The following is a 20,953-nucleotide window of genomic DNA, read 5'->3' as shown; positions in this document are numbered from 1 at the left end:
GGCCGAACGCCATGAGCGGTTCCACAATCATCGAAGGAAACTCCTTCCGCCAGGACAGCCCCGAAGCCCTCGCCGGCCTCTCCCCGGAGGACCGGACGCTGGTCGAACGCAGGAAGAAGAACCTCGGCCCGAGTTACCGGTTGTTCTACCGCAACCCGGTCCATGTCGTCGACAGCAGCGGAAGCTACCTCTACGGGCCGGAAGGGGAAGAGTTTCTCGACGCCTACAACAACGTCGCCAGCATCGGCCACGCCCACCCTGCCGTCGTCGAAGCGGTCCGTGAACAGATGTCCCGGCTGTCCACCCACTCCCGGTATCTCCAGGACGGGATCCTGGACTTCTCCGACCAGCTTCTCGCGACTTTCCCGGAGGAACTCGACCAGGTGATGTTCACCAACTCCGGGTCAGAGGCCAATGATCTGGCACTCCGGGTGGCCGCCGCCTGTACCGGCGGGACCGGGGTCGTGGTGACCTCGGAGGCGTACCACGGGACCACCGCCGCCGTCTCCGCGGTGTCCCCGTCCGCAGGCGGTGAGGGGACCGGGCCCCATGTGCGCGCGGTACCTGCCCCGGACTCCTTCCGCTACCGGCCGGAGGACCATGACGGCAGAAGCCTCGCGGAATGGTTCGCGGACAACGTCCGGGCGGCTTTCACCGACCTGGCGTCCGAAGGCTACCCGCCGTCGGCGCTCCTGGTGGACACCATCTTCTCCTCCGACGGCGTCTTTCCTGACACCTCGGTCCTCGGCCCGGCGGCTGAGGTCGCCAGGGAATTCGGGGCGGTGTTCATCGCCGACGAGGTGCAGCCCGGTTTCGGCCGTGTCGGCCGGGATTTCTGGGGCTTCGCCCGGCACGGGGTCGTCCCCGACATCGTCACCCTCGGCAAACCCATGGGCAACGGGGTGCCTGTCGCGGCAATGGTAGCCCGCAGCGGTGTACTCGCCACCTTCGGCTCCGACATCCCCTACTTCAACACTTTCGGCGGATCGTCGGTTCCGGTCGCCGCCGCCCGGGCGGTCCTCACGGTGATCCAGAAGGAGGGCCTGGCGGAGAAGGCGTCCGTCCTGGGGGACCGGATCGCCGGTCAGCTGCAGGAACTCCGGCAGTCCGCGCCGGGAGTCGGTGACGTCCGTGGAACGGGCCTGTTCTTCGGGGTGGAGATCGTGGAACCGGGAACAACGACCCCTGATTCCGCGAGGGCTCTCGACATCATCAACACCATGCGTGACATGGGCGTCCTCGTGTCCGTGGCGGGACCGTACAATTCCACGCTGAAGATCAGGCCGCTGCTGAGCTACACCGCAGTGGAGGCGGACAAGCTCGTGGGAGCACTGTCTGCCGCCGTCTCTGAGACCGGGAGGTGACGGCGGTGCCACTTCCTGAGGCAGTCTTCTTCGACTTCGACGGCACCCTCATCGACACCGAGCACCTCTACGCCATCGCCGGCGGGGAACTGGTGACGGCGTCCGGACATGAGTGGACCCAGGCGCACATCGACGCCGCGGTCGGCACCGCGCTGGACGACTTCGCCGTCCAGCTGCAGGACGCGGGGGTCCGGAAACGGGAGGAGGAGATCATCGGGCATGTCGTCGACCGGGTCAACGACATGATCGTCACCGAGGATGTGTGGAGGCAGGGTGCCGTTGAACTGCTGCAGTCGGTCGCCGGATCCGGGGTGCCTTTCGGACTGGTCACCATGGGATACCGGGAGACGGTCGACCGGGTGCTGGACCGGCCGGGGGTGCCGGAATTCCCGGTCATTGTCACCGGAGACACGGTGACCAGGGGCAAGCCCCACCCGGAGGCGTATCTGCGGGCGGCGGAGGCGCTGGGTGTGGACCCTGCCGCATCGGTGGCGTTGGAGGATTCCGTTCTCGGACTCACCGCCGCCGGGGCCGCGGGCATGCGCCGGATCGCCGTTCCTCCGACAGGGGGTCTGCCGGAGGAACTCTTCGACGTCTGGTGGCCTTCACTGGTCGGGCGGAGCATGGAGGATGTGACGGAGGCGTTTCTCCGAGGGCGGGTCTGACAGTCCCGACCGGGCTCGTGCCGGGTCTGCAACGGGCCCGTGACTGTGCCCGCCCTGCCAGTCTCAGTCGTCGTCCGGGAGGTACGGGTTGCTGCTGTCTCTTCCGGAGTCATTGTCCGCGGGGCTGATGTGGGCGCCCGGGTTCTTTTCGAGGTACGCGTCATCTCCCGCGCTGGTCAGCCCTATCCCCAGCAGAAGGGGGATGCCGGCGGCGATGCAGACCCGCTTCCAGTGCCGTGGTACCGGCTCCGGAGGTGGCGTGGGGGAGAGGGCTGCGGCGATCCCGGCGTCCTCCTCGGTGAGGTGGGAGACAAGTTCACGGTTGGTTGCCTGCTCCTTTTCCCAGGCTTCGTAGGCCTTCCGGTCCCTGCGGCGGCACACCAGCGGCCAGGCGCAGGGGACCAGCAGGGCCAGGCAGGACAGCATCTGCCCGAGACCGTAGAGGACAGAGTCCGAGAGAGCGGAGATGCCGCCGATGAACCCGAACGCCCACATCGCGGTCAGGACCGCGAGCACCATCGTGGAGAAGGAGTTGTTCGTCGGGCGGACAGGCACCGGCGGCTGGGCGGGCCGGACCGCCGGCGGGCGGGCCGGAACCCGACCGACCCTGTCGGCTGCGGCGCGGGCGACGTTGAGCGTGGCGTCCTTCGCGATGCCTGCGAGCTGGTCCTGGAAGGACGCCTGCCCCGGCTGCCTGACCTGCCGCGGAACCGTCCCGTACGGCGGTGGCGCGGGGTAGGCGGGAACTCCCGGCTGCCCCGGGTAGCCCGGCTGCCCCGGGTAGCCCTGTGGCCCGGGGGTGCCCTGTGGAGCATGGTAGCCCTGTGGCGCCTGCGGGCCGGGGACGCCCGGAGCTGCAGGATATCCGGGATAGCTCTGGTACCCCGGCTGCCCCGGCTGCCCCGGGTGGCCCGGGTGGCCCTGCATCCCCGGGGGAACCTGTCCTCCCGGTGGAGGCGTCAGTGGCCGTCCCGGGCGGGGGGCTCCCCGGCCCGGAACCTGGCCCGGAACCTGGCCCGGAACCCGGTACGGGTTCTCCGGACGCTTGCGTTCGTCCATCACATCTCCGTCTCTCCCGCGGTCAGGTACTTTCCTGGTGCTGACAGTATCCGTCGTACGGACGTGGATGTCACGGGGGCAGTACTGTTCGAACACCCCGGTCACCGGCCCGCCTACGCCGGGATGAACACCATCAGCCAGGCCAGGAGCGGCCCGACCGCCACCACGACCCCGGAGTACACGAGCATCTGCCGGAAGAAGGCGTCACGGTGCGCGGCGTCGACGTTGGCCAGCACCATCGCACCGTTCGTGGAGAACGGGGAGACGTCCACCACTGTCGCGGCCACGGCGATCGCCGCCGCCGCTCCCGCCACCGGCAGGTCACCGTTGAGCAGGAACGGTGTCGCCATCGTCACGGCGATACCGATCGTCGCGATGGAGGACGCCAGGGCCGAGACCACCCCCGACAGGTAGCACAGCAGCAGCAGACCGAGCACCGGGGCGCCCATCGACGCCATCTTCCCCGAGATCCAGTCCACGGTCCCCGCCGCCTGCAGGACCTCGATATAGGTCACCATCCCACCGACCAGCACAATCGTCGCCCAGGAGACCTTGTCCAGTGCCCTGCGGGACTCGACCGGGCGCATGACGGCCAGCACCCCTCCGACGGTCAGGGAGACCACCCCGATGTCGAGTGCGAAGATGCCCGCCCCGATGACAAGGGCGGCGAGTCCGGCGAGGGTCGCCCACTGGTAACCGGTCACACGGGAGGGGGCCGTGACAGTCGTTGACCCGGTGGGGTTCCCGCCCGCGGCGTCCTCCCCGACGGCGGCGTCCTCCCGTATCTCCTCCATCTCGGCGCGGGCACGGGCGCCGAGCAGGTGGCGTCCACCGAGGAAGATGAACACGACCAGGCCCATGACCACGTTGAACCCCAGTGCCATGAGGAACAGTGTCCAGGTGTGGTCGCCCAGCCCGTGGCTGCCGAGGAAGTCGTTGACGTAGATGCCGTACACACTCAGCGGGCTGAGCAGTCCGGCCATGCCCCCGTGGACGACCATCATGCCCATCATCAGCTGGTTGATGCGGTACCGGCGGGCGAAGGGCACCGCCAGGGGAGCGATGACGCCGATGGCGAAGATCGCCCCGATGGACATGAAGAAGCCGGTGAGTGCGAAGAAGATCCACGGCATCACCGCCCGGTTGCCCCGGACCAGGCGCATCGACCAGTGGAGGATGAGGTCGATGGTGCCGTTGTTCTGCGCGAAACCGAAGAGATAGGTCAGCCCCATCAGCGCGATCATGAGGTCGACGGGGAAGCCGGCAAAGACTTCGCCGAAGACGGCGTCGGTGCCGCCACCGTCCGCGGTGAACTCAGGGACGGCGAGACCGACGAGGAACGCGCCGATGAGACCGAGGATCCCCAGGTTGATGCCGCGCAGGGTTCCGACGAGGAAAATGAGGACGAGGACGCCGATAGTCAGGGCATGCATGCCTGCTGGTACTCCGTGATAGATGCGGGGCCGGCAGATCAACGGGATCACCGTATGAGACCGGTGGTTCCGGGCGGTGTCCGGTCCCTGTGAGGACCGTGGTCCCTGGGGTGGGGGACGGGGAGGACGCCGCGGGCGAGACCGACTCCAGATCGTAGCGGCCGCCGGTGGACGGGCGTGACCCGGGTGGTCGAACGGTCAGGGAACTGTGGCCGGTGCTGGGACCGCTGCTGTGGCCGGTGCTGGGCGGGCCGGTGGCGTCACCGTGTCGCCCACCGGACACAGGCGTAGAGGAGCTGTGTCGCACCGGGCATGAACCCTGAGCCGTGGTGGTAGACGGGATCCATGCTCGTGACCAGCAGCCGTCCCGGACCACTGTCGTCGACCAGGAGCACCGACCCGTCGACCCGGTTCTCGTCGGCCTCCCCGGGGAACACAGGGTTGTCCCCGACGAGCTTGTCGACCAGGCTGACCGCGGTGTCCGGACCGTGCAGGACCGCATGGTAGTGCCAGATCACCGCGCGCTCGGGGAACTCGTCCCAGATCGGGTCGTCCGGGACTCTCCGTCGGAGCAGGCTGTCCTCGCCGGTCCTCCACCACCAGAACACGGTGGGTCGTTCCTCCTCCCGGTACCCGGGCAACCAGGAACCGACATCGTTGATCCCGAACACGACGACTGTGCCTCCACGCTGCCGGACCGCGAGGATGTCGTCGCCGAGTGGCCGGAGCTGGTCGGGGCGGAGGCGGTCGGCGACGATGACGGTGTCCGGTCCTCCGAGACCTGCCAGCACCTCCTGCGCCGCAGGGGTGTCGCGGATGTGGACCGGGCGGATCCGGTAGCCCGCCAGTGCAGGGTCGCGGAGGGCGGCGAGCTGGAATGCTGTACCGCCGTGCAGGACGACGGTGGTTCCACCGTGGTAGGTGGACGGTGAGGAGGTCATTCGGAATCCTTCCGTGTGTCGGTCACGCACCCTGGGACCTGCCCCGGAATCTGCCCCGGAATCTGTCCTGCAGTCTGTCCGTCACGGTCCCGCAGCCAGTCGGTGAGCTGGTCCCACATATGTGCCGTACCGCGCGCGGGTCTCATGAACATCTGCAGGTCATTGCCACTGTGGACGAGCACCCGGCCCCGACCGAGGGGGTACTCCACGTCGACGGGCGCCTGCCACGGTCCGATCCCGTTCACGACCACGGCGTCCACGGGAAGTGGGGAGAGGTACCCGCGTCCGTAGAACCCGGCGACCCCGTGCCGCCGGAGTTCGTCGAGGGAGGGCAGGTCACCGGTGGCGGAGATGCCGTCGGTACCGCCCATCATGTAGAGCAGGCGTTCCAGATCGGCGCCGCGCCACACGGGGTGGTCGGTGACGCGGGTGAGCGCCAGGTCCGCCGGTCCGTGGAACTCCAGTTTGCGCCAGGTCCCCAGTCCGCTGAGGAAGGGGACCTGTACATGGCCGTTGACGAGTATGCGGCCTCCGGAGGTGACGAAGCTGTCGAGAATCTCCCGGTGCTCAGCCAGGGACACCTGGTCCACACCACCGCTGACGATGATCCCGGACACCGGCGACAGGTCGATGTCGGGGAGTGTCAGGGCGTCCACGGGAAGGACGCCGTGTCCGTCGGCTTCGGGCGGCCACGGCCGGGCCGAACCGGACAGGACGATGACCGCCTCTGTCGGAAGCTGGTAGGTGCCGGTCACAGGGGTGAACCTCCGGGTTCAGGTTGTGCGTTGTCGGACGCCGGGGTCGGGCCGGTGCCGCTGTCTGACCGGTCGTTGACCGACCGGCCGAAGTCGGGGACGGTGATGGTGCGTCCGTACCCGGGCAGGGGGATGTCGGCGATGTACACCGGCATCCGGTACAGCTTGCTGAGGGTCTCCCGGGTGAGCAGCTGCGGGGTCGGCCCGGTCCGGATGTCGTCGGCGTTCTCCAGCAGGAGGCAACGTTCTGCGACCTGCAGTGCGTGGTCGGGGTGGTGGGTGGTCATGACCACGGACATTCCTTCGTCGGCCAGTGTCCGCAGTGCCGTGAGCACCTGCCGTTGGTTGTGCAGGTCCAGAGCGGAGGCAGGTTCGTCGAGGACGATGGTCTGTGAGCCTCCGGCGAGTGCGCGGGCGATGAGGACCATCTGGCGTTCGCCACCGCTCATGGAACCGAAGCGCCGGTCAGCCAGGTGTGCGATCCCTATCCTCTCCAGCGCATCCATGGCGATCTCGCGGTCCTTCTTCCCCGGAACACGGAGGACGCCGACATGCCGGGCCCTGCCCATCAGGACAAGGTCGACGGCGGGGAACGCTGATCCGGCACCCTGTCCCTGGGGAACGTAGGCCACATGGCCGTCGGAGCTCACTGTCCCCGAGGTCGGTTCCAGCAGTCCGCTGAGGCATTTCAGCAGCGTGGTCTTGCCCCGGGCGTTGGGGCCGAGGACCGCCAGAATCTCCCCGGGGGAGGTGGAGACGGTCAGGTCGGAGACGATCCACCGGGAGCGGCGTCCGTAACGGAAGCTCAGGTTGTGTGCCTCTATCACTGCTGGTCACCTCCCCAGATCTGCTTCCGGTCGCGGATGAGCAGGATGATGAAGAACGGTGCCCCGATGACGGCGGTGAGGATGCCGATGGGCAGTTCGGTGGGGCTGATGGTGCGGGACAGGGTGTCCACGACCGTCAGGTACAGTCCGCCGAGCAGTGCGCTGGCGGGGATGATGAAGCGGTTGTCACTGGTGTCCAGCAGCATCCGTGCCAGGTGGGGGACCACCAGGCCCACCCAGCCGATGACGCCGGCGACGGCGACGGCCCCGGCCGTGGTGAGTGCCACGGCGGTGAGGAGCACGGTCCGCAGGGTGCGGGGGTCCACGCCGAGGGAACGGGCGTCATCGTCACCCATCGACAGGATGTTCAGCCGCCACCGCAGTGCGGTGATCACGGTCACTCCGACGGCGACAGGGACAAGTGCGGTGAGCACCTTGCCGTAGTCCGCGGACGCCAGGGAGCCCATCAGCCAGAACACGATGGTGGGGAGGGTGTCGTCAGGATCGGCGATGTAGGTGATGAAGGACACGAAAGCGTTGAACATCGCGCCGACAACCGTTCCCGCCAGGATGATCACGAGCAGGGGCAGACCCCTCGCGGTCCGCGCGATGGCGAGGACGAGGACGAGTGCGGCCACACCGCCGAGGAAACTGCCCGCCACCAGGGCGGTGGAGCCGAGGCCGAGAAGCAGGACCAGGGCCCCGCCGAAGGACGCCCCGGACGAGATTCCCAGGATGTGTTCGCTGGCCAGCGGGTTCTGGAACACGCCCTGACAGGCGGCACCGGTGACTGCGAGGCCGGCGCCGATGAGGAGGCTGAGCAGGACGCGGGGCAGGCGGACGTCGAGCACCACGCTCTTCTCCTGCGGATACCAGGTGGTTTCGAGGGGGAGCACCTGGCCCAGGAGCATGCGGACGATCTCGTTGACGGGCACGGTGTAGCGTCCGGCGGCCAGTGCCGCGAACACGGCCACGATGCACAGGAGGGCGAGGACCCCGATGGTGGCTCTCTGCCGCCGGTGGGGCCTGTGGTGTGAAGTGTCGCCGCTGCCCGCGTAGTGGTCGGCACTGCTGCCGGCACTGCTGCCGGCATCCAGGTCAGCTGGCGAACTGGTCATAGTCCGCGGACCCCGTGTTGACGTCGAACCTCAGGACATCGTCGATCTCCCGGTCACTGATGTCGTAGTTGTACAGGTCGGAGAAGGCGCTCTTCATGCGGTCCCGCAGGTCGGTGTCGGGGTCGGGGTACAGCACCTCGTTGAGCCACTGCCAGTACAGGGGGGATTCCGCACTGGGGACCTGCCAGCGGTAGGCGCCCAGCGGGTTCTTGTAGACCCGCTTGTTCTTCACGGCACTGACCTCGGAGAGACGTGGATCGGAGTAGATGTCCTCCGGGGTGGACTCGTCGAATCCGCTGAGGAGGATCACTTCGGGATCCCACTTGAGGATCTGCTCCACACTGACCGACGCCTGCTGGTTGTCCGAGCTGAATCCGCGGGTGACCTGGTCCGCGCCGACGAGGTCGTACTGGAAGCCGTCGTATCCGGCGTCGCTGGTGGTGGTGAAGGCGTCATTGGCCAGTGACAGCTGCATCGCCCGAGGGCGGGGCTTGTCCAGACCGGCGACCTTCTCCTCGATCTCCTGTCTGCGGGTCTGCTGCCACTCGACGAGTTCCTTGCCCCGCTCCTCTTTACCGAGGAGCTGGGAGAACACGGTGATCCAGGTCTCCAGGTCCTCCTGGGTGCCGTACTCGAGTCCGATGACCTTCATGCCGGAGTTCTCGATGGGGTCGATGACGTCCGGGCCGCGGTCACCCCACTGGATGACGACGTCCGGGTGGAGGTTGAGCAGGGTGTCGACGTTGGGGACGAAGTCCGGGCCGGCGACGACGGGGGAGGACGCCGACTGGGGGAAGATCGTGGAGAACAGGCCCTGCTGGTTCGCCGAGAGCGTGGACTGGTTCACCCCGACGATGCGGTCGTAGCTGCCGTCGACGGCGGCGAAGATGGACGGTGCCGGGATGACGGCGAAAGCGGCGGATTCGATGGGACTGTCGAACTCGACCGTCTTTCCACGCTGGTCGACGACGGAGAAGGCCCCGGAGCTGTCCGACGGGGTCTCCTCGGTGCCGGACCGGGACGAACAGGAGGCGGTGACGCCGACTGCTGCTGCGAGGACGACCGCCGCTGTGCTGCGGAGGAGGGTTGCGGGGATGCCCCGGCGCCGGGCGCGGGAGGTGGGCTGTGACATGGACATGAAAGCCTGACTTCAGTGATGAACGGGATTTCACCGGACTATAGTGCAGGCTAACCTAAATGCGAAACAGGCTAAAAGGCGTGCAGTTTCTGACAGGTGACACGTCAACGTCGTGCACGGCGTGCCGGCTACACGGCGTCATCTCTACGCAGCAGGTCCAGAGCCATCTCTGCGCAGCAGGGCCAGAGCCACGGTGCACACGACCCGGTTCCCGGCGTCCCCGAGGTCCATGGCGAGACGCCGCTCGAGCCGCCTCCGGTCGGACAGGAAGGTGTTCCGGTGGACCCCCGCCACCTCTGCCGCCGCGGTCGTCGTCGACGTGGAGAGCAGCGCGGACAGGGTGGCCAGCATCCGGGCGCTCTCCGGTGAACTGAGTACCGGATCCAGGACCGCGGTGGCCAGCGCCTCCTGCAGGGCGGCGGGAACGAGGTCGACGATGTCGTCGGTGTCCGGGCGACCCACCACCCAGACACCGGGCTCCGACCGTCGGCCCAGCAACCTGCGGATCTCCAGCACCAGATGACCGGTTCCGCGGACCGGCTCGCTGACGAGGACGGCGTCCCCGGCCCTGGCGTCGACAGCTCCACCGTCCCGGAGAAGGCGGGACAGTTCGGAGACGGAGACGGAGACGGCCCCGGACTCGGGGGACTGCCCCGGTCCCCGACCGTCGGCGACGAGGACGAACACCGCGTCCGTCACCGGAAGTGTCAGTATCCGGTGGTCGGGCTGCAGGAAGGAACCGACCCGGTGGGCCAGGAGGTTGCGCCGCACCGGAGACCGGGAGGACACGCGCAGCACCACCGAGCCCCGCAGGGTGGGGACACCGCGTTCGGTGATCTCCCCGGCCAACCGGTTGAACCCCTGCACGGTGGGGTTGCCGACCACCTCGTCGAGCAGGGGCCAGACCGCCGGAGCCGGATTCTCGAACTGTCGGGACAACGCCATGCTCAGGATCGCCGTCGCCGGAGTGAGCAGGGTCCGCAGGTCCCGGGACTCCTCTTCCCGGACACAGAGCTGCCAGGTCGCCTCCCCGCTGACGGGCAGCGGGATACCGACCGTGGCGCGGGCTCCGCCACGGTCACCGGCACGCTGACGGGCATCCGGGGACGCGGTCCCGGCGAACCGGTGCCCGGAATCGTCGAGAACCACCACGTCCACCCCGGCACGGTCCTCGATGAGGTGGACGAGCTCGTCGACGCCGGCACCGCGTCCGGCGGCCCGGGTGCAGTGTGCTGCGAGATCCCAGGCCTGGCGCGAGAGGTAGTAACGCTCGCTGGCGATCGACTGGTTCACCGAGTGCTGCAGCTGGAGGAAGGGGACGTCGGTCGGCACGGTGAGGACCGGCAGGCCGGCAGCATGTGCTGCCGCGGTGAGTCCTGCCGGAACCTTCCGGTGGGGCTGGCCGATGCCGAATGCCACGGCGGAGACCCGGCCGGTGACCAGACGTTCGACGTAGGCCTCCCAGATCCTGGCGTCCTCGAAGTTCATCCCTATGCCGGTGGTCAGCAGGAGGGTGTCAGGTTCGAGGTAGGCGGTCGGGGTCATCGACTCGGTCACCACGGCGGCACGTACCGGTTTCTCAAGGTCCCTGATCGGCGACGGGGTGGCCAGCTCCAGGTGGAGTTCCGGGTCGGTGATGAGGTCGGCGACGAGCAAAGTTCACATCCTGGATGCGGATCGGGGGGACATCGGTGTGCAGTGTGCACAATACTCTGTGGTGAATAAGTGCACTTTTCCCGTACCGGCGGGAAAACCCGACTGTTACTGTCTCTCGTGAAAGGAGATTCAGTCAATGGCGACAACTGTAAATGCGGATGTAGGTGAAGGAATAGGACTGCATCAATTCGGCAATGATGAAGAGCTGATGACTCTCATCGACGTGGCGAATGTAGCATGCGGATTCCACGCATCCGACCCCCAGGTCATGGAGAAGACGGTACGGCTGGCATCCGATAACGGAGTGGCGGTGGGAGCACACCCCGGACTTCCGGATATCGCGGGATTCGGACGCCGTGCCATGACTCTCAACCGGGATGAAGTGGAGAATCTCGTCCGCTACCAGGTCGGGGCTCTGACAGGATTCCTGAAGAAATACGGCACCGAACTCAACCACATAAAACCCCACGGCGCCCTCTACGGGATGGTGGGACGCGACCCCGAACTGATGCGGGGAGTGGCCAGGGTGGCGTCCGACTACGGTGTGGCGGTCCTCGGCCTGGCCAACACCGAACACCGGAGAATCTGCGAGGAGACAGGCGTCCCCTTTATCGCCGAGATCTACGTCGACCTCAACTACGCCCCTGACGGAACCCTGATCATCGAGCGCTCCCCGGCTCCGGCCGATCCGGCAGCGGCCGCCGACCGGGTACGGACCGCACTCAGTGAGGGATGGACGGAGGCCGTCGACGGGACCCGCCTCCCCGTCACGTTCGGCAGCGTGTGCGTGCACTCCGACCCTGCCAATGCCCCGGACGTCGTCCGCGCGGTGAGGTCCGCGATAGACGACATCGAACACGGTCAGTGACCGACAGTCACACATAACAGACGGAGAAACAAGAGAATGTTTGAGATCGAATCACCTATCCCCGGCGTCTTCTACCGCAAACCCGCCCCGGACAAAGACAACTTCGTCGAAGAGGGAGACCATGTCGAAAACGGTCAGACCATAGGAATAATCGAAATAATGAAACAGTTCAGTGAGGTGAAGTCGGGAGCTTCAGGAACAGTCAGGGAATTCAAGGTCCCTAATGAGGGAACCGTCAATCCCGGTGACGTCATCGCCGTCATTGACGAAGGTTAGGCCAGAGTCGTGAGAAAACTCCTTGTGGCCAACCGTGGAGAAATTGCGGCGAGGATCATCCGCAGTGCCCGGGACGCCGGAATCCGCACCGTACTCACTGTCAGTGAACCTGACCGGGACTCGGTCGCGGCGACCATGGCCGACGAGACCGTGGTCATCGGCCCGGCCCCCGTGACCGGCTCATATCTCAACATCGACGCGGTGCTCGATGCGGTGCGCTCCTCCGGAGCAGACGCAGTCCACCCCGGATTCGGATTCCTGTCCGAGAACGCGGACTTCGCCCGCGCCGTCCTCGACGCCGGCGTGACATGGGTGGGGCCCTCGCCGGAGACCATCGAGCTCATGGGCAACAAGTCCGCTGCCAGGGAAGCCGCCGAAGCTGCAGGCGTCCCCACCCTCCCCGGGACCAGAGGTGCCCTGGACCCCGGGGCCGACGCTGAGACAACGGCAGCCGGCATCGGTTACCCGCTGGTCGTCAAAGCGTCCGCAGGAGGAGGCGGACGGGGAATACGCCTGGTGGAGAAACCCGGCGAACTGCTGTCCACCATCGAACTCGCCAGGGCGGAGGCCCGCGCCGCCTTCGGGGACCCCTCCGTCTACCTGGAACGTTTCATCGAGAACGCCAGACACGTCGAAGTCCAGATTCTCGCCGACGACACCCGGGTCATCCATCTCGGCGACCGGGACTGTTCGATGCAGAGACGCCACCAGAAACTCCTCGAGGAGGCGCCCGCCCCGGCACTGCCCGACCACGTGAGAGAGACGATCCGGTCCTCCTCGGTGGAACTCGCCCGCAACTGCGGGTACCGGGGAGCCGGCACCGTCGAATTCCTCTACGACCCGGTGCGGCAGGAAGCGTCCTTCATCGAGATGAACACCAGGATCCAGGTGGAGCATCCGGTCACGGAGATGATCACCGGCGTCGACATCGTCGCAGAACAGCTCCGGGTCGCCGACGGGCTGCCCCTGTCCGTCAGCCAGGGGGACATCGTCTTCGACGGGCACGCCTTCGAGGCGAGAATCAACGCGGAAGACCCCGCCAACAGCTTCATGCCCTCCCCGGGGACGCTCACCACCGTCATCTGGCCCACCACCGGGGAGGTCCGGGTGGACACCGGTTTCGAGGAAGGGTCAGCCGTCCTTCCCTTCTACGACTCCATGATCGCCAAGATCATCGTCCACGCCGCAACCCGGGACCTGGCCCTCGAGGCGCTGCGGACCGCACTCGACGAACTGCACATCGAAGGAGTCGCGACCACCCGTCCGCTGCTCGCAGCCCTCGCCGCCACCCCGGAACTGCGGGAGGTGCGGCACCACTCGACATTCGTCGAGCACAGCGGAGAGCTCTACACGGCCCACCACGGGGAGAGCCTTCCCGGCGCCCACCATCAGAAAGGACTGTCATGACCGGTAGTTCCAGGATCACCGCACCTGCACGCTACAGCTTCGGCGGGGACGAATTCCTCTTCGTCGAGGTCTCTGAGGCCATGAGCCTGGCGGCGAACTTCAGGGTCACCCGCATAGCGGGCAAGATCAGCGAACTCGTGGCAGACGGGGAGCTCCCCGGAATCATCGAACTGTGCCCCGCGAACGCCTCGCTGCTCATCCGGTACAACCCTGACACTGTCAGCCCCACGGACCTCGAGCGCCGGATACGGGAGGTCGAAGCGGATGTCTCCGCCACCGAGGCGGTACCCGTCCGCACACGGGTCATCGAGATCCCCGTCTGGTACGACGACCCCGTCACAGCAGAGGTCGCCTCGCGGTTCCGCGAGGGGTACCACCAGGAACCCGGGGGACGTGACCTGGACTTCGCCGCCCGGGTCAACAACCTCCGTGGCGCCGACGAGTTCATCCGCAGGCACCACAGCTCACCGTGGCTGGTGACCATGGTCGGATTCGTCGCAGGACTGCCGTTCATGTACCAGCTGGTCGACCGGACGCATCAGCTCGAGGTCCCGAAGTACCTGTCCCCACGCACCGACACCGCCGAACTGACCGTGGGACACGGAGGTTGTTTCGGCGTCATATACTCCGTCCCCGGAGCCGGCGGATACCAGATGTTCGGACTGGCAGCGGCACCGATCTACTCCCCGGAACTGCAGGGGACCGACCGGGAGGAAGAGATGATCCTCTTCCGCCCCGGAGACATCGTGAAGTTCCGGCCCGTCGGAGAAGCGGAGTTCCATGACATCCGCCGCCGGGTCGACGAAGGTACCTGGCGGTACCGCCAGGTACCGGTGACCTTCGACATGAACCGGGCCCTGGACGAAGGCGAAAGCTACAACCGAGAACTGCTGGAGGTGCTCGATGCCGACCATTGAGGTGATTGAACCCGGCCTGTCGACGACAGTCCAGGACCGGGGACGTTTCGGGTACTACCACCTGGGGATCCCCCAGGGAGGAGCGATGGACGCCCTGTCCGCGACCGCAGGGAACGCACTGGTGGGCAACACCCCTGACGATGCGGTGCTGGAATGCACGTACATGGGGCCGAAACTCCGCTTCTCCCACGACACTGTCGTGGCGGTGACAGGTGCACCGGTCGGTGTGAGTGTCGACGGCACCGAAGTCGCACAGTGGACCCGGTTCGAGGTCCCGGCCGGGGCGACACTGTCCTTCGGCATCATCGCAGGCGGATCCCGGTTCTACATCGCCGTGCGCGGCGGCGTCGACGTCCCTGTCGTCCTCGGGTCCCGGTCCACCTACCCCGCCGGACGGATAGGCGGACATGAAGGACGCCAGCTGCGCGCCGGTGACGCCCTCCCGGTCGGCGATGCCGGAAACCCGTTGCCGGAGCGTGCGTCAACCCCGGACAACCTACGACCGGAGTTCGGACGTTCGCAGGACGTGCGGGTGGTCATGGGCCTCTACGACCAGAAACTCACCGACACCGGACGGGAGAACATCACCCACGGGGAATGGACTCTCACACCCGTGGCGGACCGGGCCGGGCTGCGCTTCAAAGGCCCGGGAGTGGAGTGGAGGGACCGGCCCCAGCCGTTCGGTGCCGGGGCGGACCCCTCGAACATCGTCGACGCCGGCTACGCCGTGGGCTCCATACAGATCCCAGGTGGCACGCAACCCATTGTCCTGCACCGCGACGCGGTCTCCGGCGGCGGTTACGCCATGGTCGGCACCGTGGTCAGCGCCGACATGGACCTGGTCGCCAGGCTCGCGCCGGGTGCCGCCGTGCACTTCGTCGAGGTGACGGTCGAGGAGGCGCTGGAGGCCCGGGCGGAGTACCGGGACCGGATCGCCGACCTGTGGGGGTAGCACGGGTCGGTCTGTGGGGGTAGCACCGGTCGGCCGGTGAGACTGCGGGGAGGGGGTCTGCCCCGGGGCCCCGGGGCCGGTGTGCCTGTGGGGGCGGGGGATCCGGGTACGCCGGGAGAACAGCTGTTTCAGAGCAGGCCGGTCAGGGGTGCCGGTTCAGTCCGGGTGTACTGCGGATTATCCGGACGGAAACAATTGATGAGTCATCTTTTAACCTTCCATACCCGGGCAGGGAAACTCTCCAGAAACTATTGCTCTTTAGATTCGGTTTCTGTGGCGGTCATGACGTCCGCCCGGAGAAGAGAAGAGGTGCAGAGCGCATGGTGAGTGCAATTGTCTCGTCATTGCTGGGACTTACCCTCCTGGTGGCAGGACTAGGTAAATTCAGAGATCCGGAAGCACATGCCCGGGTAGTGGTCGGCTACAAAGTGATGCCTGACCCCGCAGCCCGGGTCGTCGGCCGGGTCCTGCCGTTCACCGAGACGCTCCTCGGCGCAGCGCTCCTGTTCAGGGTCGGCTTTCCCTGGGCCGGTTACGCTGCGGCTCTCCTCTTCGTCAGCTACGCGACCGGACTGGTGGTGAACCTGGCCCGGGGCCGTACCGAGCTGGCCTGCGGATGCTTCGCCTTCGGTGAGGAGGATGCGCCTCGCATCGGTTGGTTCCACCCGTTCAGAGCCCTCTTCTTCGCTTCACTGGGTGTTGCCTCCGCCCTCTTGCCGGCACCGTCGTCCGCCGGAGTCACCGTGGCGGGGACGGCGGTCGCGCTTCTTGTCACTGCCCTGGCGTTCGCCACCTCCTCCCTCCTCGCGGTGCGCAGGCCGGGGCACCAGGCGGTGGACGACTACCTGGCCCCCGCTCGTGAGGAACTGCTGCGCCGTCGCGCGGCTCTCGGCTGAGTCAGCTAGCTGAGCGGCTGCGTCGCCGAACCCCTGCAAGGTGATTCCGGACGGGTGACCCTGAAGAATCCGGGTAAGCCGGTGCCGCCTCACCTCCCTCTGATATTCCACGCCGTGTGATACCGGATTTCCCGGGTCAGCCGGTTACTTCACCGATCCCGATTGAAGGAAAACATGACCACAATTCTTGCTGTCATTGTCGCGGTGCTCGTCATCGTCGACGTCGCACTAATTCTTCTCGTTCTGGGACTGGCCCGGGAAATCGGGAGGATCCAGGTACGTCTCGGACCACTCGGTGCACGGGTCATGGACTCCGGCCCGGAGATCGGGGACAAGGCCCCCGCATTCGACGGTCTGGTCGACCAGTACGACCGTGAAGTCAGTGTCGCAGGGATCCGACCCCGACCTCAGCTGCTGATGTTCACCGGGCCGAAGTGCTCCACGTGCAAGGCACTTCTCCCGGGGGTCAAGGCACTGGCCAAGGCCGAGAAGAACCTGGATGTCGTCCTCGTCTCCGACGGGACCCCGGAAGAACATGCGGAGTTCCTCGCTTCTGCCGGAGTCGGAACCGAGATCAGCTACCTCGATGCCCGGGAGGTCGGCATCGCATACCAGGTCGGCACAACCCCCTACGGCGTTCTCGTCGACGACGACGGGACCCTCGTCGCCAAGGGACTCTGCAACAACATGTCCCACGTCGAGAGTCTGCTCAACGCACTGGAGACAGCAACCCCCACCGTCCAGCACCTCTACTCCGGACTCTCCGCCGCCCGTTCGACAGAACGCGCAGCAGGGTGACCGGAGCAAAGATCTGAAAGGAACCGCCCATGTCTGAAATGCAGTACTCCGACCAGGACCGACTCAACGACCACGCTGCCTGGCTCGCAGGTGAAGGAGGGGGCAAGATGAGCCGGTTCACCCGTCGCCTCTCCGAGAGAACTTCGAGAAGATCCGCCATATCCCGGATCGCCCGGTGGACCATGGGCCTCACCGGTGTGGCGGTCGTGGCGTCCCTCCCCGTCACCAGGGACCCGAAAGCAACGGCCCAGTCCGGTTCCGCCGCGCCGACGTCGCCGGCAGCAGCCCCGCCCGACGGAGCCACGCCCTTCGGTGAGGGAGACGACCTCATCCCGACCTACGACGGCAAAGATCCCACGAAGTGCAACTACTGGCGCTGGTGCAACATGGACGGAACCCCCTGTACAGCCTGTGCCGGAGGCGGCATAGCCACCTGTGCACCCGGGTCCAAGCCCGGAGCCGAGTACTGGGTGGGCTGCTGCACGAACCCGGACGACGGCAAAACCTACCTCATCGCCTACTACGACTGCTGTGGGGCGCCGGGCTGCTCCACCACCTACTGCGGTGAGCCGGATGCGCAGGCCGTCATGTACAACCCCGTCTCCGGTTCTTTCGACCAGGAGATCATCTGGTGCATCTCCGACGAGTCGCAGTCCTACACCTGCACACTCTCGCCGATCGTCGGCGAGGACTGCCAGACCCAGAAGGCGACCCGGCCCCGCGTCGGCGCCGGATCCCGTTGACCGGACCCACCGGCACCAGACGCGAAAGAGAACCGGACATGAAAATGCTGACACACCGACGATCTCTCACAGCCGTGAGCGCCTCCCTGGCCACCGTGACAGCCCTCATCCTGGGCAGCTGTTCCTCATCCTCCTCCGACGATGACGGAAGCTCCGAATTCGATGTGGCCAACGGGATCGAGACGACCTTTGAGTTCCCCAATGTGCCGACCGTGAAAGACACACCCGAAGGTGGCGGTCTGGAGACCGAAGACCAGGCCGTGGGACAGATCGGCGACGAGCTCAACACCCCCTCGGTGGGCAAGGTCACCCCGATCGACCCCACCTGGATGATCACCAACGAATCCCTCGACAATGAATCCGTCTATGACGCCATCGACCCGGCAACGGGGAAGATCATGACGCGCATCACCACCGGCCACGCCATCTGGGAGGACATCGTCCACGTGTTCTCCACGGACAACGCCGACGCCCCCCAGGCAGTCGCCTTCGAAAAATGGTCACCACGAGGATCACGGGGGGAATCCGATTTCACGGTCTCGACCTACTCCGGCAATCTCCTTGAACCCGCTGAAGTCAACCTGCCCAGGCATGTCCGGTTCCACTCCCGGGCAGGCTCCCACACTCTGGCAGGGGGCGGCAAGTACCTGGTCTCATGGGATGACCAGCTTGTCGGGGTCAGGGTCGTGGACCTGGAATCCGGGAAGCTCACCGGAGAGCTCCAGGTCGTAGGATGCGGGCCCTACACCTGGCCGGTCGGGGAGAAGATCTACTCGGTCTGCGAGAACTCCCGTGAACTGCTGGAACTCACCATCGACGACTCCGGTCAGATCACCGAGACCGGGCGCCAGAAGGTTCTTCCGGACGACTTCACCGCGTCACGGCACGCGTCCTTCGCCTCAGGGACGAAACAGGGGTTCCTGATCAACGAAGCCGGTGATGCCTACGTCTTCGACTTCGCCGACGGCCTGCCCACCGGTGAGGTTGCCCCGGTGGGCAACGTCGGCAAGGAGGGAGGGCGCTTCGCCGCCCAGGACTACGGGATCACCCCGGACGGAAAGAGATTCTTCACCACCTACACCGACTCCGACATCCATCCGCATTCCGTCAACGGTGGTGACACCGTCAGCTTCCGTATCTTCGACGCCGTCACCGGGGACGAGACAAGACTGGTCACCACTGAGGACACCAGGCTCGACGCCATCGACTCCGTTGCCTGGAACGCCGACGGAACCCTCATCTACGTCCTCGGCACCGTCCCCGGTACCGGGGACAAGGAAGGCCAGGACATCACGACCCTGGTCGGTGTGGACCCGGTGAGCGGAGAGGTCCGCTCCTCCGTGGAGGTCACCGGATACGGATCACGTGACGGGGTCTCCGGCCTGATGGCCCCGGAAGTGCAGGGAGTCAACTGATGGCGTCCGTTGTCGATCGTGGAGAAGCTGCCCGCTTCGCGGAGCAGCTCTCCGTCCGCCCCCTGAGCCGGCGTGGATTCCTCACCGTGCTCGGTCTGGCTGGTGCGGGTACGGTACTCGCAGCGTGCGGTGACTCCGGCGGGGGAGACTCTGCCTCCGGTTCCACGGGGACGGACACCTCCGCCCGGATCCTGTTCGGTGACGACGAGATCACCGCCACCGAGAATGCCCGGTTCCGTTCCGGGGTGACGGTGGAGGCGACTGTCGCCGCAGTGATGGCGAATCTCACCGTGGACGGCAGGCCCGCGATGGCGGCCGCATACTCCGACGGGACGAATCCGGTGACCCGCCCTGTCGGCCCACTGATCCGGGCGTCCTACGGCGATGAACTTCACATCCGGCACGTCAACACCCTCGACACCGACACGGTGATCCACTGGCACGGGATCCACATCCGAAATGACATGGACGGCGCTCCCCCGCTGACCGGTGAAGCTGCCGCTCCGGGTGCCACCCTGGACTACCGTTTCATCGTCGACCATCCGGGGACCTACTGGTACCACTCCCATTCCGGGCTTCAGGCGGACGAGGCGATGATCGGAGCCCTGATCGTCGATGACCCGGATGACCCGTACCGTGCGGCAGCCGACCACGTGATCATCCTCGACGACTGGGTGTGCGGTGACGGCACCATGCCCGCGGACCTCCTCGGCGCGCTCAACCCGTCGTTGGCCGGTCATGCGGCGTCCGGCTCGGCTCATGCCCACCATGGGACAACCGGTGCCGGGACCACGGGTGCCGGGTCCACGGGTTCAGGGGCAGCCGGGGCGACGGCCCCGTCGGAGGTGACGGTTCCGGAGGCGGCGAAGAAGCTCGTTGCGGCTCCGCATGCCGAATCCACCGAACTCGGCGGGATGGTCCAGCACATCGCCTACCCGGTCCATCTGATCAACGGACTGCCGACCTCGGAGGCGGAGTCTCTTGAAGGTGCGCCGGGGAAGACCCGTCTGAGGATCATCAACGCCGCAGGTGAGACCCCGTACCGGTTCGCGGTCGGAGGTCGGAGGATGACCGTGGTCGAAACGGACGGATACCCGGCCAGACAGGTCGAGGCTGACTGTCTGATCATCGGCATGGCTCAGCGCATCGATGTCCTGGTCGACCTGGACGACGGGGACGCGGTCCCCTTCGTCGCCGTCCCGGAGGGCAGCGGGCGTCCGGCCGGGGCCGGTGCCGGCGTCGCAGTGACGGTGAAGACTTCCGGGGCTGCGGACCTGCCCCAGGAGACACTGGCAGGGGCGGTGGAGGCGACGGAGCTGACGTCGAAGCCTCTGCAGGACAGGGATCTCGCTGCCGCGGAGTCGGTGGTCCTGCCGGTGAAAACTCCGGACCGGTCGTACAGCCTGGAGCTCATCCAGTCCACTGACGCCTATGTGTGGGGTATCGCCGGTCAGGATGTCGGGAAGGTGACGATGAAGACAGGTGAACGGGTCCGGATCGAGATGGTGAACAACACCGACATGTGGCATCCGATGCACCTGCACGGTCATACGTTCGCTGTCCCGGACTACGGGGGGCTGCGGCGGGACACGGTGATCGTCAGTCCCGGGGAGACGGTCGCCTTCGAATTCGACGCCGACAACCCGGGTGGGTGGATGTTCCACTGTCACAACGCCTACCACCTCGATGCGGGTATGACCACGAACTTCTACTACGAAAGGTGAC

Annotated in this window: 20 protein-coding genes; 12 read left to right on the top strand and 8 right to left on the bottom strand. The window is 66.5% G+C overall.

The features are described from left to right. Positions 1 to 11: 11 nt before the first annotated feature. Entirely contained in the window at positions 12 to 1,364 is a 1,353-nt protein-coding gene (locus BN3906_RS08280) for an aspartate aminotransferase family protein (RefSeq protein WP_066587040.1), read from the top strand. Between the two features lie 5 nt (positions 1,365 to 1,369). Beyond that, a complete protein-coding gene (locus BN3906_RS08275; RefSeq protein WP_066589578.1) occupies positions 1,370 to 2,029 on the top strand; it encodes an HAD family hydrolase in 660 nt (219 codons plus the stop codon). Between the two features lie 63 nt (positions 2,030 to 2,092). On the opposite strand, the gene BN3906_RS14495 is transcribed toward BN3906_RS08275, so the two are convergent. From BN3906_RS14495 to BN3906_RS08230, 8 genes are all read right to left on the bottom strand, one after another. After that, positions 2,093 to 3,088 carry a collagen-like protein gene (locus BN3906_RS14495; protein ID WP_147592883.1) on the bottom strand — a complete coding sequence of 332 codons (996 nt, stop codon included), beginning with the start codon at positions 3,086 to 3,088 and terminating at the stop codon, positions 2,093 to 2,095. 113 nt (positions 3,089 to 3,201) lie between these two features. Continuing rightward, positions 3,202 to 4,521, bottom strand: coding sequence for an SLC13 family permease (locus tag BN3906_RS08260; RefSeq protein WP_066587032.1), 1,320 nt, complete (start codon positions 4,519 to 4,521; stop codon positions 3,202 to 3,204). Positions 4,522 to 4,781: 260 nt separating this feature from the next. Next, on the bottom strand, positions 4,782 to 5,462 hold the full coding sequence (locus BN3906_RS08255; RefSeq protein ID WP_066587029.1) for a hypothetical protein: 681 nt from the start codon (positions 5,460 to 5,462) through the stop codon (positions 4,782 to 4,784). Next, positions 5,459 to 6,217 carry a hypothetical protein gene (locus BN3906_RS08250; RefSeq protein ID WP_066587026.1) on the bottom strand — a complete coding sequence of 253 codons (759 nt, stop codon included), beginning with the start codon at positions 6,215 to 6,217 and terminating at the stop codon, positions 5,459 to 5,461. Before BN3906_RS08250 ends, BN3906_RS08255 begins: the two co-directional genes overlap by 4 nt. After that, positions 6,214 to 7,044 (bottom strand): ABC transporter ATP-binding protein, encoded by an 831-nt coding sequence (locus tag BN3906_RS08245; protein ID WP_066587025.1) that lies wholly within the window; start codon positions 7,042 to 7,044, stop codon positions 6,214 to 6,216. Before BN3906_RS08245 ends, BN3906_RS08250 begins: the two co-directional genes overlap by 4 nt. Beyond that, positions 7,041 to 8,162 carry a FecCD family ABC transporter permease gene (locus BN3906_RS08240; protein WP_078057293.1) on the bottom strand — a complete coding sequence of 374 codons (1,122 nt, stop codon included), beginning with the start codon at positions 8,160 to 8,162 and terminating at the stop codon, positions 7,041 to 7,043. Before BN3906_RS08240 ends, BN3906_RS08245 begins: the two co-directional genes overlap by 4 nt. Further along, on the bottom strand, positions 8,143 to 9,294 hold the full coding sequence (locus BN3906_RS08235) for an ABC transporter substrate-binding protein (RefSeq protein ID WP_161972268.1): 1,152 nt from the start codon (positions 9,292 to 9,294) through the stop codon (positions 8,143 to 8,145). The genes BN3906_RS08240 and BN3906_RS08235 overlap by 20 nt, the downstream gene beginning before the upstream one ends. Before the next feature lie 150 nt (positions 9,295 to 9,444). Then, positions 9,445 to 10,956, bottom strand: a complete 1,512-nt coding sequence (locus BN3906_RS08230) for a PucR family transcriptional regulator ligand-binding domain-containing protein (RefSeq protein WP_066587021.1) — start codon at positions 10,954 to 10,956, stop codon at positions 9,445 to 9,447. Between the two features lie 136 nt (positions 10,957 to 11,092). Here BN3906_RS08230 and pxpA point away from each other — a divergent pair, with 136 nt between their 5' ends. From pxpA to BN3906_RS08180, 10 genes are all read left to right on the top strand, one after another. Then, entirely contained in the window at positions 11,093 to 11,824 is a 732-nt protein-coding gene (gene pxpA / locus BN3906_RS08225; protein WP_066587019.1) for a 5-oxoprolinase subunit PxpA, read from the top strand. A 36-nt stretch (positions 11,825 to 11,860) separates the two neighbouring features. Beyond that, positions 11,861 to 12,100, top strand: coding sequence for an acetyl-CoA carboxylase (locus BN3906_RS08220; RefSeq protein WP_066587016.1), 240 nt, complete (start codon positions 11,861 to 11,863; stop codon positions 12,098 to 12,100). 9 nt (positions 12,101 to 12,109) lie between these two features. Further along, positions 12,110 to 13,507, top strand: coding sequence for an acetyl-CoA carboxylase biotin carboxylase subunit (locus tag BN3906_RS08215; protein ID WP_066587012.1), 1,398 nt, complete (start codon positions 12,110 to 12,112; stop codon positions 13,505 to 13,507). After that, a complete protein-coding gene (locus BN3906_RS08210; RefSeq protein ID WP_066587009.1) occupies positions 13,504 to 14,424 on the top strand; it encodes a 5-oxoprolinase subunit B family protein in 921 nt (306 codons plus the stop codon). The genes BN3906_RS08215 and BN3906_RS08210 overlap by 4 nt, the downstream gene beginning before the upstream one ends. Then, positions 14,411 to 15,376 (top strand): 5-oxoprolinase subunit C family protein, encoded by a 966-nt coding sequence (locus tag BN3906_RS08205; RefSeq protein WP_066587005.1) that lies wholly within the window; start codon positions 14,411 to 14,413, stop codon positions 15,374 to 15,376. The genes BN3906_RS08210 and BN3906_RS08205 overlap by 14 nt, the downstream gene beginning before the upstream one ends. A 320-nt stretch (positions 15,377 to 15,696) precedes the next feature. Continuing rightward, positions 15,697 to 16,272, top strand: coding sequence for a MauE/DoxX family redox-associated membrane protein (locus BN3906_RS08200; protein WP_066587002.1), 576 nt, complete (start codon positions 15,697 to 15,699; stop codon positions 16,270 to 16,272). 174 nt (positions 16,273 to 16,446) lie between these two features. Next, a complete protein-coding gene (locus BN3906_RS08195) occupies positions 16,447 to 17,070 on the top strand; it encodes a redoxin domain-containing protein (protein ID WP_066587000.1) in 624 nt (207 codons plus the stop codon). Positions 17,071 to 17,099: 29 nt separating this feature from the next. Continuing rightward, entirely contained in the window at positions 17,100 to 17,813 is a 714-nt protein-coding gene (locus BN3906_RS08190) for a methylamine dehydrogenase light chain (RefSeq protein ID WP_066586996.1), read from the top strand. Between the two features lie 74 nt (positions 17,814 to 17,887). After that, on the top strand, positions 17,888 to 19,228 hold the full coding sequence (locus tag BN3906_RS08185; RefSeq protein WP_078057292.1) for a hypothetical protein: 1,341 nt from the start codon (positions 17,888 to 17,890) through the stop codon (positions 19,226 to 19,228). Next, on the top strand, positions 19,228 to 20,952 hold the full coding sequence (locus tag BN3906_RS08180) for a multicopper oxidase family protein (protein ID WP_078057291.1): 1,725 nt from the start codon (positions 19,228 to 19,230) through the stop codon (positions 20,950 to 20,952). Before BN3906_RS08185 ends, BN3906_RS08180 begins: the two co-directional genes overlap by 1 nt. Position 20,953: the final 1 nt, after the last annotated feature.

The organism is Corynebacterium provencense, from assembly GCA_900049755.1.
Lineage (GTDB): Bacteria > Actinomycetota > Actinomycetes > Mycobacteriales > Mycobacteriaceae > Corynebacterium > Corynebacterium neomassiliense.
The sequence above is the reverse complement of the archived record's forward strand: the minus strand, read 5'-3'. Positions and strand labels throughout refer to the sequence as shown.